Origin of the sequence: Pseudomonas luteola NBRC 103146 (assembly GCF_002091675.1) — a bacterium.
Classification (GTDB): Bacteria; Pseudomonadota; Gammaproteobacteria; order Pseudomonadales; family Pseudomonadaceae; genus Chryseomonas; species Chryseomonas luteola.
In genome coordinates this window covers 134,241-146,084 of record NZ_BDAE01000013.1, presented here as the reverse complement: position 1 = coordinate 146,084, position 11,844 = coordinate 134,241, and the positions used below count along the sequence as shown (strand labels likewise).

Below are 11,844 nucleotides of genomic sequence, written 5' to 3'. Positions count from 1 at the left end.
GAAGGGATATCCGGGCATGGCTGAGGTGGGCAACATGGGTCTGCCGCCCAAGCTGCTGGCCAAGGGCATTACCGACATGGTGCGTATTTCCGATGCGCGCATGAGCGGGACGGCCTATGGGACGGTGGTGCTGCACGTAGCGCCTGAGGCTTCGGCAGGGGGTCCGCTGGCGGTTGTGCGTGACGGTGACATGATCGAGCTGGACTGCGAGAACGGCCGTCTGCACCTGGATATCAGCGATGAAGAGCTGCAGGCCCGCCTGGCGGACTGGCAGGACCCGAACGCCAACCTGCTCGGTGGCGGTTATCGCAAGCTGTACGTGGACCACGTGCTGCAGGCCGATGAGGGCTGCGATTTCGACTTCCTCGTCGGCTGCCGTGGCTCCGAGGTGCCGAGACATTCACATTGAGTGCGTTCTCAACGCCCCTTTCCGCATTGGCGAGGGGCGAATGTTATGATGCGCGGCCTCGAAACAGGATCGCCACGTCGCGCCTCATGGAATATCGCAAACCTTCACTTCGCAAAAGCATGCATGCCCGAATCGTTCAGGAGTTGGGCCGGCATATCGTTTCTGGCCACTTTCCTGCAGACTCCAAGCTTCCGCCTGAAGCGTTGCTGTGCGAGGAGTATGCTGTCAGCCGCCCGGTGCTGCGCGAAGCAACCCGGGTCTTGGTAGCCAAAGGGCTTGTCTACTCCAAACCCAAGGTGGGCACGGTTGTCAGGCCTCGTCGCGAATGGCATATGCTTGATCCCGACGTACTGCACTGGCTGATGGAAACGACGCCACAAAACGATTTCTTCAACATGCTTTCAAGCGTGCGCTGCATTATAGAGCCCGCAGCCGCCGCGCTTGCTGCTACGCATGCCACACCTGATGACGTAGCGGCCATTGAGAACGCTTATCAGCGCATGGAAGCAGCCAAGACGCCGGAAGAGTGGTTACAACCGGACTTGGATTTCCACAGTCAAATTGCCGAAGCCACTCACAATGACCTCTTGGCTAACCTCTGCAACATGCTATCGCTGGCATTGCGCGAATCGCTCAAGCAATCAAACAGGCGTCCCAACCTTCATGAGTTCGCCCTTCCCCGCCATAAAGCGATCCTGACGGCTATTCAACATGGCGATGCCCTGGGTGCCAAACATGCCACCCTGGTACAACTGGAAGACGCACGTAAGGCTCTTACACTGGTATTAGAGGGCGAATAGCCATAAAAAAGCCCCGGCGCGCCGGGGCTTTCATTAACGGAGCGATCAGCTCAGCGCATCGCGTGTCGTAACGCCGTTAACCAGACGGGCAATACCCAGCGGGTTAGCGTTCTTGAGTGGCTCAGGCAGCAGTGCATCCGGGTAATTCTGGTAGCAGACCGGGCGCAGGAAGCGATCGATGGCCAGCGTACCTACGGAGGTTCCGCGAGCATCGGACGTTGCCGGGTAAGGGCCACCATGAACCATGGAGTCACAGACTTCTACGCCGGTTGGATAACCATTGATCAACAGGCGCCCTGCTTTTTGCTCAAGCACAGCTGTCAGCTCAGCACCGTAGGTTTCCAAGTCACCCGACTCGGCAATCAGCGTCGCGGTCAGCTGGCCATGCAGGCCATGCAATGCGCGAATCAGCTCGGCCTTATCGGCAACTTCTACCACAATGCTAGTTGGGCCAAAAACCTCTTCCTGTAACAACTCATCACCTTCCAGCAGCAAGCTGACATCAGCCTTGAACAACTGTGGCTGAGCCTGATTGTTATTTTGCTGGGTTGCACCGGCAAGATGAGTAATACCGGAGTGAGCATTCAAATGCTCGAGACCTTTGACATAGCTCTTCAGGGTGCCTGCATTGAGCATGGTCTGCGCCGGCTGGTCATTCATGGTCGCGGCGAAACGCTCCAGGAATGCAGAGAACTCCGGCGAGCGAATGCCAATGATCAGGCCCGGGTTGGTACAGAACTGACCACATCCCAACACGACCGAAGCGGCCAGCTCGTTAGCCACATTATCGCCGCGCTGCTTGAGTGCTTCAGGCATCAGCAGAACCGGGTTGATACTGGACATTTCAGCAAAGACCGGGATCGGCTGAGGACGTGCAGCAGCCATATCACATAGTGCGCGACCACCTCGCAGCGAGCCCGTGAAACCGACCGCCTGGATGGCTGGGTGCTTGACGAGCTGCTCGCCGACGCCAGCGCCGTAGATCATATTGAAAACACCAGCCGGCATGCCAGTACGCTCAGCCGCACGAACAATGGCTTCAGCCACATATTCAGCTGTTCCCATGTGACCACTATGGGCCTTGAACACAACCGGGCAACCGGCAGCCAGCGCCGAAGCGGTGTCGCCGCCTGCGGTAGAGAATGCCAGCGGGAAGTTGCTTGCACCGAATACGGCTACTGGACCAAGACCGATACGGTATTGGCGCAGGTCTGGACGAGGCAGCGGCTTGCGGTCAGGCAAGGCACGGTCGATGCGCGCCCCGTAGAAATCACCACGACGCAGGACCTGAGCGAATAGGCGCATCTGTCCACTGGTGCGTCCACGCTCGCCTTGGATACGGCCAGCAGGCAATGCGGTTTCGCGGCAAACCAGCTGCACGAAATCGTCACCCAGCGCGTCCAGTTCGTCTGCAATGGCCTCCAAAAAGCTGGCACGCTTTTCAGCGCTCAGGCTGCGATAGATGGGATAAGCCTCTTGCGCAGCACGTGCAGCAGCATCAACTTCTTCAGGCGTAGCCTGATAGAACTTATACGATAACTGTTCTCCAGAGGTCGCATCCACGCTATAGACGATAGTTTCGCCTTTAGCACTACGCGCTCCGCCAACATAGTTATGTCCTGTGATCTGCATGCTTAACTCCTTGACCATAAAGGGTTTCAGGACACTGCGCGAGCCAATGCTCACGCAGATAAAATGAGAAGAACATCGGTGTCAGGCACTAAAGGTACATCCTGTCGAACTTTAAGTCATCATACAACATAGCAATTTAGTGATTTAACCGGCCTCTTATGAAGGCAGATTTAGCTGACAACCCACGTTTAAAGCACTTGATGTTCAGAAAGTTATAGCGCTTTGATGTTGCCTATTACGAAATCCGGCTTATGGGAAGCGATGCCATTGATCAGAGGTTTACCGAATTCAGGCATGCTGATTTCGAACCGATCTCCCGGCTGCGCCTTGATACCGTCAGCGAAGGACAGTGTAGCCGTTCCGAAAAAATGTACATGTACGTCGCCCGGACGCAAAAACTGGTTGTACTTGAAATGGTGATATTCAAGATTCGCCAGGCTGTGACACATATTCTCTTCGCCTGAAAGAAATTCCTTTTCCCAAAGGACCTCACCGTTACGGCGAATCCGGCTCATACCTGAAAGGTGGCGAGGCAGCTCACCTACTCGTAATTCAGGCCCAAATGCGCAACAGCGCAGTTTGGAGTGCGCTAGATAAAGGTAGTTTTTCCGTTCCATGACATGATCGGAAAACTCATTTCCCAGCGCAAAACCTACCCGATAAGGTTCCCCGTCATCACCGATGACATACAGGCCGGTTAATTCAGGCTCTTCACCGGCATCTTCGGCAAACTCGGGAAGGGAAAAATCCTCGCCCGGACGGACAACAATGCTGCCGTCACCCTTGTAGAACCATTCTGGCTGCGCCCCCACTTCACCGGCCGAAGGTCGTCCGCCTTCAAGTCCCCAGTTGAACATACGCATGCTGTCGGTCAACTTGGCTTCGTCCTGATTGTTGTGCTGATGCATCTTGTCTCGCGTAGAAGCACTGCCCAGATGCGTAAGCCCGGTTCCGGTAACCAGGCAGTGGGCCGTATCGTCATGATCCAGCGGAGGTAATACGCGACGGGCTTCAAGCACACTGTCATAACTCGGCCCTGGCTCGGTACCCTGCGCCTGGACCTCAGCAACCAGATCACGTCCGTTTCGGATTGCATTCAGTGCCAGCTCACGTGTCGTGCGAACATTACGTACAATCTGGAGATTCTCGCCTTCAACCACTCCTACATGGCGCTGGCCTTCTGAAGTCTCAAATTGAATCAGTCTCATGGGGTTTGCTCTTATCGTTATGGGCTGAATGGATAGCGCATACTTTACGGCGCGCGCAGAACGCTGCCTAATGAGAGGTACTGATTAAGTGATAACCTTTGGTTATTCCCATGATTCCATCTTTGAATTCCATTTCATCGCGCCTACGCGTACGTCAGCTCAAGCTTCTCATTGCCCTTGAGGAGCATGGCTCACTGCACAAGGCTGCCGAGCAGGTTGCTATTACTCAACCGGGTGCAACAAAAGCCCTCCATGAAATTGAAGCGACACTAGGCGCCACCCTTTTTACACGTACCAGTCAGGGACTGGTGCCTAACGATCTGGGACGCTGCGTGATTCGGTATGCGCGCCTTATTCAGTCCGACATTGCCCACCTCAGGGAAGAAATGATTGGCATCCTGCATGGTCAGGGTGGCCGGTTGTCCATTGGCGTTATCATGGGTGCGGTGCCGCTGCTCATGCAGTCGCTCAATCGGCTTCGCCAGAAACAGCCGGAACTGTCGATTCATATCGCGGAGGACACCAGCGCGCGACTGCTTGCCCTTCTCGACCAAGGGCGGGTAGACGTAGTGATTTGCCGAACCAGCGTAAGCACCCGGCCTGATGCGTATGAAAAGCTGATCGAACATCCAGAAAGCCTGGCGCTGGTGGCTCATCCCAACCATCCGCTGGCCAACGCATCACTTTCCAGTCTGGACGAGCTGACAGGCTATCGCTGGGTTGTCTATCCCTCCAACATGCCCATGCGCCTCGCGCTCGAACAGCAGTTTCGCCTTGCAGGGCTCGACTTTCCGCGCTATCCCATCGAAACGGCCTCTACGTTCACGATGCTTAGCCTGTTGCAGGAGGATCCGCACCTTCTGGCTGTGATGCCTAGCGATGTAGCGCTCTTCAGTGAACGCTTTGGCCTGCTCAAGCGGTTTTCCATTGACCTGCAAATCAACAGCGAGCCCTATAGCGTAGTCATTCGCCAAGGCATGGACGTCACCGCACCGGCCAAAATGCTGATTGAGGAATTAAGACAGGATATGGGGCTGACGGTGCAGCCCCATAGACAGAAGATTACTGCTTGAGGGTCGAGAATTTGTAGATGGTAGTCTGCTTGTATGTCTCGCCGGGATTCAAGCGAGTGCTGGCAAAGTTGGGCTGGTTTGGTGCATCGGGGAAGTGCTGAGCCTCCAGCGTAAACGCTCCCCAGTGCGGATAAACCTTGCCCTGCTTGCCCTTGATGGTGCCATCCAGGAAGTTGCTGGTATAAAACTGCACGCCCGGCTCGGTTGTATACATCTCCAGACGCCGCCCGGATGATGGATCAAAAGCCGTAACCGCTACGGCATCGAGCTGCCCCGGCTTATCAAATGCCCAGTTGAAATCAAAGCCACCCTGTTTGGGCTCGGCATATTTCAGCTGTTGGTCGTTGTCACGAATGTGCGCACCGATAGCAGTCGGATGGACAAAGTCCATGGGCGTACCCTTCACCTCAGCCAGTTTTCCGGTCGGAATCAGCGTTGAATCAATCGGGGTGAACTTGGACGCATGGATAGTCACCTTCTGGTCAAGAATGGTCCCGTTGCCAGCGCCCGCCAGATTGAAATAACTGTGATTGGTCAGGTTGACTACCGTAGGCTTATCCGTCGTTGCGGTATATTCGATCTGCAACTCGTTATGCTCGTTGAGGGTATAACGCACAGTAGTAGTGAGCGTGCCTGGAAAGCCCATCTCACCATCAGACGAAACATAGCTAAGCGATACGCCCTTCCAATCCTTGCCCTCGATAGGCTTGGCCTGCCATACCTTGGTATTAAAGCCTTCCGGTCCGCCATGCAGCGCATTTGGATCATTATTGATCGGCACCTGATACGTCTTGCCATCAAGCTCGAACCTACCTTTGGCCAGGCGATTGCCGAATCGGCCGATCAGCGCACCAAAGTAAACGGTGCCGTTATCCAGATAGCCTTTCACATCATCAAAACCTAGAACGACATCTTCCATATGCCCTTTTGCATCGGGCACCTCAATGGATTGAACGATACCGCCATAAGTAATGATGCCAACTCGCATTCCGTTGCTGTTTTGTAACGTATAGCGCTCGATGGCACGGCCATCAGGAAGTGACCCGAACGGGGCACGATCAACATGCAACGAGCTGGCTTGGGAGAGTCCGGACATAAGAGCGAAACCTATACCTAGCAGAACAGCAGACTTTCGGGACACTTTCATCGTATGAACCTCGTATTGTTTTTCTTGTAAGGGACACCTGTGAGCTGCTGGAAAGCTCACCCCGCCACTCTGACACAAAATGAGACGAAGTGACTCCCTTTCTTTCATACGATGATTAAGCGAGTCTAGTAGGTCGGCAATGTGACTTCAGCAAACAGGTCTTCAACTTCCTGGCGGCTATGGCACTGCATCGCCTGCACCAGGACTTCACGCGTCAGATGCGGGGCGAAACGACTAATGAAGTCACACATATATCCCCGCAGGAAGGTCCCCCGACGCAAGCCGATCTTGGTAATGCTGGCCTCGAACAATTCACTGGCGTCCAGCGCAACAAGGTCACTGTCGAGCTTATGGTCAACCGCCATATCCGCCACGATTCCCACCCCCAGACCGAGCCTTACATAGGTCTTGATAACGTCGGCATCGGCTGCGGTGAAAACGACTTTTGGCTCCAATCCTCGCCGGCTAAAGGCCTCATCCAGCTTGGAACGACCTGTAAAACCGAATACGTAGGTGACGATGGGATGCTCGGCCAGGGCTTCCAGGGTGAGCTTGGGCACTTTGGCCAAGGGGTGACTATGGGGCACGATGACACATCGATTCCATCGATAGCAGGGCAGCATGATCAGATCACCAAAATGCTCAAGGCCTTCCGTTGCAATGGCAAAATCAACTGTGCCATCTGCTGCCATTTCAGCAATCTGCATAGGTGTACCCTGCTGCATGTGCAGGGCGACATCCGGATACTGCTTCATGAAATCACTGATCACATCCGGCAAGGCATAGCGGGCCTGGGTGTGCGTCGTGGAGATTGAAAGCGTGCCTTTCTTCTCGTTGGAGAACTCTTGAGCGATCTGCTTGATGCTTTCGCACTTACGCAGGATCTCACCAGCGGTCTGGATAATCCGCTCACCCGCTGGCGTAATGCGTGTCAGGTGCTTGCCGCTGCGAGCAAACACCTCTACCCCCAACTCATCCTCAAGCAACCGGATCTGCTTACTGATGCCTGGCTGGGAGGTATACAGGCTTTGCGCTGTTGCAGAAACATTGAGATCGTGATGCGCCACTTCCCATATGTACCTCAATTGCTGAAGCTTCATGATGGCTCCTTGCTATAGCTAACAGCACCGTTGTTATAACCTATACTAACGCACTACGAAAATATTTATAGCCATTGGTAATTATCAATGGCTGCGATGCTGCAACATGGGTACAAGATAGACAGGCACATCCGCCATTTGCAGAACTTTACCTGCAGTACGTCCCAGCGGTGTATCCCAAGTGCTGCCATGACTATGACTGCCCAACACAATCAAATCGACAGCCAGATCATGGGACTGATCAAGAATGACCTGAGCGGGATCTCCCTGAACGACCCGCACCAAGCGGATACGGTCAAACTCCTGCGCAGTCTCCCCCATTTCATCGCGCAGACACTCAATCACGCGCTGCTCAATATTGGCTAAAACGGTATTGAAACCCTGCTTGTTCAATTGTGCCAACGTGGAGGCATCCATATAGGTTTGCAAAATCGAGTCAGCGAACAACCCCAAGGGTTCAACTGCATGTACGACATACAACTTAGCATCATGCGCTCGCGCCAAGGAAAGCGCATGCTGCAAGACAGAGGATGAGTAGATGCCCAGATCAGTTGCATAAAGAATCGATTGGATCAATTGGCCCCCTCAACTACTGACGTGGATGGCCGTCATACGACATGCCGAATTCTTATTCATCACAGGAAAGCGTAGCAGCGTATTGCCACTTCGCCGTGCAAAATGCTGGTAAATGCCTTAATTTGCGAACTTGGTTAGTTAACATCACACTTCTCTCATCAAGGTAAATCATCAGCATCACGGCTCAGACAAGCCAGAATTCCCTGATTCAATTCAGACTCGGTCATCCGCGTTTTCAGCCCGCCATAAAATAGCCCCTGACGTACTACGAACAGAGCAGGCAAGTGAAATACCTCATAGCGCTGCACCATTCCTCCGTTTCGCTCCGCATCGACCCAGGCGATTTGATCGCATGGCAAGTTCATCTCCGGCAAGCGCTCTCGCGCCCACCGGCAACTTGAGCACCCTTCACTGGTGAAGATAAGCAACGTTACTCCCGAAAGCGCCAACAACGCCTGATCCGCATCAAGATCGCTTAATTCCACAAAGCCTCGCTATTTCGTACTGGTCAAGACATTCAAGGACGCAACAGGCCGCTTCGTCTCTCGAACCGGAAAAGGCCATTGTCGCCTCCTATGAAGACACGTTATGGTTAGCCTCTTGTCCACCTTTTACCGCGTAACGCCAGCCGGTTATGCCCAAGCAGGCACCGTGGCCTCCGAGAACACTATGGCCGATTTACCTATAAATGACCTAAACGTCGTATCAAACGACCCCCTGATAACGCCTGAGCGACTCAAACTAGAGATTCCTTTGACCGAAAGCGCCTCCAAGACAGTCGCTCAGGGTCGCCAGGTGGTGCGTGATATCCTTGATGGCAAGGATCATCGGATTTTTGTCGTGATTGGCCCCTGCTCCATTCATGACATCAAGGCAGCCCACGAGTACGCCGACCGCCTGAAGGTTCTGGCCGAAAAAGTTTCCGATACCCTCTTCCTTGTCATGCGGGTGTATTTTGAGAAGCCGCGGACGACAGTCGGCTGGAAAGGGCTTATCAACGATCCCTACCTGGACGACTCCTTCAAGATTCAGGATGGTTTGCACATTGGTCGCCAATTGCTGCTGGAGCTGGCCGAGAAAGGCTTGCCTACTGCCACCGAAGCACTAGATCCCATCTCACCACAGTATCTTCAGGACCTGATCAGCTGGTCTGCAATTGGCGCCCGGACCACGGAGTCCCAAACGCACCGTGAAATGGCTTCCGGCCTTTCATCGGCCGTTGGCTTCAAGAACGGCACCGATGGCAGCCTGACCGTTGCTATCAACGCCTTGCAATCGGTCTCAAACCCACATCGTTTCCTCGGCATCAATCAGCAGGGACAGGTCTCGATCGTGCAAACCAAAGGTAACCCCTACGGTCATGTGGTTCTGCGCGGCGGTAACGGCAAACCGAACTACGACTCGGTCAGCGTTGCGGTATGCGAACGTGAATTAAGCAAAGCCAAGGTCAAGGCTAATATCATGGTGGATTGCAGCCATGCAAACTCTAACAAGGATGCCTCACTGCAGCCGCTGGTAATGGATAACGTTGCCAACCAGATAATCGAAGGCAACCAGTCCATTATCGGATTGATGGTAGAGAGCCATCTGGGCTATGGCAACCAGCCGATTCCTAAGGATCTCAACGAACTGAAATACGGCGTTTCGGTTACAGATGCCTGCATCGATTGGGAAATGACGGAACAGAGCATCATGAGCATGCATAACAAGCTCAAGGACGTACTGCCCAAGCGCAAGCGCGATTGATTGCCAGTCTTCTTATAGCCGGGTTCTTTACCCGGCTTTTTTATGCCTGTCGATTAGTGAGGAGCCGTTAGCTTCTGCTGACGCCGTTCGATATAACGCTCGACATAGGAGCAGGATGGAATGACGCTGTAGCCACGTGACTCCGCGTAAGTCAGTGCGTGTTCGGCTAACGCTGCGGCTATTCCCCTGCCCCGCAGATTATCGGGCACAAAGGTTCTGTAAAAATCCATGGTCTGCTTACCAAGATCCATATAGGCAAGATACGCGCGCTGCCCATCGACGTGGATGACAAATTGGTGAGATGAGAGGTCGTGGTCGATTGAAAACGACTCGTTCATATCTGCTCCTTGGCGGAAAACCGATTACCCGCCTTATCTCTCTTATTGGGAAGCGACATTGCTGCCGAGCCTATTTTCAGACTACAGAAATGGCTGCCCCGTTCGGGCCGGCCATCGCACAACAATCATGACCTTAGGCTTAATACAACGAGCATCTGGCGCAAGACTAAGAGCTTAATAGTGCGTTGAAGTTTGCATTAATACAACCCATTAGCCTTGTAACTGTTTGCCTTAGTCGCGCTCCTTATACCGTCAGAAAACCCGTCATCAGTCACCCTTGGACACTTTTTAAGCAACGCAATGTCAATTTATCGAGCTTATGAAAGGGAAAGTGAAAAAAACTCGCGAACCTTGCATTCGCTCAGTTTACTTACTACACGTTATGAGTAGTATGTAGCGCGCAATTTTCCGCTGGGAAATTTGCACTCTATATGGAAGTCCACCTCAAGGGGATAATGATGAACAACGCTCTGAAATTTGCCGCTCTGGCTCTGGCAGCTGCCCTGGCTACTGGTTGCAGCCACGCTTCCAAAGAAAGCGAAGCCCGTCTGACCGCTACTGAAGACGCTGCTGCTCGCGCTCAGGCTCGTGCTGACGAAGCTTATCGTCATGCTGACGACGCTCTGGCTGCTGCTCAGAAAGCTCAGCAGACTGCTGACGAAGCTAACGAGCGCGCTCTGCGTATGCTGGAAAAAGCCAGCCGCAAATAATAGGTCTCTGACCTGTTAAGCCGACTCTCGGGTCGGCTTTTGCGAGCAACAAAAAGCCCGCCATTTTGGCGGGCTTTTTGTTGCCACACTGTTTTATAGCGCTGCAGCAGGCTGATCAGCGGCAGTCGCAGCAGTTTGAGAAGCCTGATTGATGGTAGCAGCCACCTCTACGGGCAGACCATCCTGCGCCGTGACGATGTCCTTTACCAATTCCCAGTTCAGCTCAGCGTGACCACTCAAGTCCTCGCGACGGATCATGGCATTCACTACAGCCGTGTGCTGGTCGATCATGGCCGGCTTGCCATTTTCGCTCGAGAGCGGCTCATGCGCCTCCAGATACAGCTTGCCTTGGCTGATACCAAACTTGTAAGGCTCGTTGATGATGCGTACAGGGGTGTTCACCGGAACCATTCCAACGAACTCCTTGAGATCCTCATTCAGCATCCGGAAACAGCCGTGGCTGACCTGCATGCCGATACCAAATTTCTTGTTGGAACCGTGGATCAGATAACCTGGTAGCGCAAGGTTCAACTTGTAGGGTCCAAGCGGATTGTCCGGCCCAGGCGGAACCACGGCAGGAAGCGGATCACCATCGGCGGCGTGCTCGGCACGAATCGATGCAGGCGGATACCAGCTGGGGTCCTTGGTCTTGGCGGTGATTCGGGTAGTCCCAACAGGCGACCCCCATCCTTCACGTCCAATTCCCAATGGGTAGGTGAAAACCGTATTACCCCCTTTGGGGTAGTAGTACATACGGTACTCAGCCAGATTAATGACAACCCCTTCACGCGGCCCAGGCGGCAGGATGAACCGTGTAGGCAGAACTACTTCGGTACCCGCCCCTGGCAACCAGGCATCAACGCCCGGGTTCGCTGCCACCATCTCCGAATAGCCAAGATCGTACTTCTCACCGAGGTCTGCAAATGTGTCTTCGTAGGCGGCCTTGATAACCTGCACCTCGCCCACGATATCTTCACCAGGCGGTGGAAGCGGCAATTCCAGGGCGCAAGCCGTACCGGCAGTCAGACTAACGGCAAGCGATAAACAGGCGATAGATGATGCGCGAGACAACATCGAAAAATCCTTTGAAAAGAATGCTGTAAAT

At 53.8% G+C, this 11,844-nt stretch carries 12 protein-coding genes and 1 pseudogene; 5 read left to right on the top strand and 8 right to left on the bottom strand.

Going from position 1 to position 11,844, the window contains the following annotated elements; genetic code table 11:
• A pseudogene (locus PLU01S_RS15240) lies at positions 1 to 409 on the top strand (dihydroxy-acid dehydratase); the annotation flags it as partial.
• An 86-nt stretch (positions 410 to 495) separates the two neighbouring features.
• Positions 496 to 1,209, top strand: a complete 714-nt coding sequence (locus tag PLU01S_RS15235) for a FadR/GntR family transcriptional regulator (RefSeq protein ID WP_074827402.1) — start codon at positions 496 to 498, stop codon at positions 1,207 to 1,209.
• 45 nt (positions 1,210 to 1,254) lie between these two features.
• Here PLU01S_RS15235 and PLU01S_RS15230 read toward each other — a convergent pair whose 3' ends face one another.
• On the bottom strand, positions 1,255 to 2,841 hold the full coding sequence (locus PLU01S_RS15230; protein ID WP_074827404.1) for an aldehyde dehydrogenase (NADP(+)): 1,587 nt from the start codon (positions 2,839 to 2,841) through the stop codon (positions 1,255 to 1,257).
• 212 nt (positions 2,842 to 3,053) lie between these two features.
• Entirely contained in the window at positions 3,054 to 4,049 is a 996-nt protein-coding gene (gene araD1 / locus PLU01S_RS15225) for an AraD1 family protein (protein WP_074827406.1), read from the bottom strand.
• A 110-nt stretch (positions 4,050 to 4,159) separates the two neighbouring features.
• Here araD1 and PLU01S_RS15220 point away from each other — a divergent pair, with 110 nt between their 5' ends.
• Positions 4,160 to 5,122: a LysR family transcriptional regulator gene (locus PLU01S_RS15220; RefSeq protein WP_074827408.1), complete on the top strand. Its 963-nt coding sequence runs from the start codon at positions 4,160 to 4,162 to the stop codon at positions 5,120 to 5,122.
• Here the strand turns inward: PLU01S_RS15220 and PLU01S_RS15215 are convergent.
• The 4 genes from PLU01S_RS15215 to PLU01S_RS15200 form a co-directional block, all read right to left on the bottom strand.
• The gene (locus tag PLU01S_RS15215) at positions 5,112 to 6,269 is read right to left on the bottom strand and encodes an aldose epimerase family protein (RefSeq protein ID WP_074827410.1); all 1,158 of its coding nucleotides are present in this window, start codon (positions 6,267 to 6,269) and stop codon (positions 5,112 to 5,114) included. The genes PLU01S_RS15220 and PLU01S_RS15215 overlap by 11 nt on opposite strands.
• 125 nt (positions 6,270 to 6,394) lie before the next feature.
• On the bottom strand, positions 6,395 to 7,369 hold the full coding sequence (gene cysB / locus PLU01S_RS15210; protein WP_074827412.1) for an HTH-type transcriptional regulator CysB: 975 nt from the start codon (positions 7,367 to 7,369) through the stop codon (positions 6,395 to 6,397).
• A gap of 84 nt (positions 7,370 to 7,453) precedes the next feature.
• A complete protein-coding gene (locus PLU01S_RS15205; RefSeq protein ID WP_019365963.1) occupies positions 7,454 to 7,945 on the bottom strand; it encodes a universal stress protein in 492 nt (163 codons plus the stop codon).
• A 158-nt stretch (positions 7,946 to 8,103) separates the two neighbouring features.
• Positions 8,104 to 8,430 carry a YbbN family protein gene (locus tag PLU01S_RS15200; protein ID WP_074827414.1) on the bottom strand — a complete coding sequence of 109 codons (327 nt, stop codon included), beginning with the start codon at positions 8,428 to 8,430 and terminating at the stop codon, positions 8,104 to 8,106.
• A gap of 184 nt (positions 8,431 to 8,614) precedes the next feature.
• Between PLU01S_RS15200 and PLU01S_RS15195 the strand changes: the two genes are divergently transcribed.
• Positions 8,615 to 9,691, top strand: a complete 1,077-nt coding sequence (locus PLU01S_RS15195) for a 3-deoxy-7-phosphoheptulonate synthase (protein ID WP_026003971.1) — start codon at positions 8,615 to 8,617, stop codon at positions 9,689 to 9,691.
• Between the two features lie 53 nt (positions 9,692 to 9,744).
• On the opposite strand, the gene PLU01S_RS15190 is transcribed toward PLU01S_RS15195, so the two are convergent.
• Positions 9,745 to 10,029: a GNAT family N-acetyltransferase gene (locus tag PLU01S_RS15190; protein ID WP_010797773.1), complete on the bottom strand. Its 285-nt coding sequence runs from the start codon at positions 10,027 to 10,029 to the stop codon at positions 9,745 to 9,747.
• Between the two features lie 458 nt (positions 10,030 to 10,487).
• On the opposite strand from PLU01S_RS15190, the gene PLU01S_RS15185 reads away from it, so the two are divergent.
• On the top strand, positions 10,488 to 10,739 hold the full coding sequence (locus PLU01S_RS15185) for an Lpp/OprI family alanine-zipper lipoprotein (RefSeq protein WP_026003970.1): 252 nt from the start codon (positions 10,488 to 10,490) through the stop codon (positions 10,737 to 10,739).
• 93 nt (positions 10,740 to 10,832) lie between these two features.
• Here the strand turns inward: PLU01S_RS15185 and PLU01S_RS15180 are convergent, their stop codons facing one another.
• Positions 10,833 to 11,813, bottom strand: a complete 981-nt coding sequence (locus tag PLU01S_RS15180) for a L,D-transpeptidase family protein (RefSeq protein ID WP_010797771.1) — start codon at positions 11,811 to 11,813, stop codon at positions 10,833 to 10,835.
• Between the last annotated feature and the right edge of the window lie 31 nt (positions 11,814 to 11,844).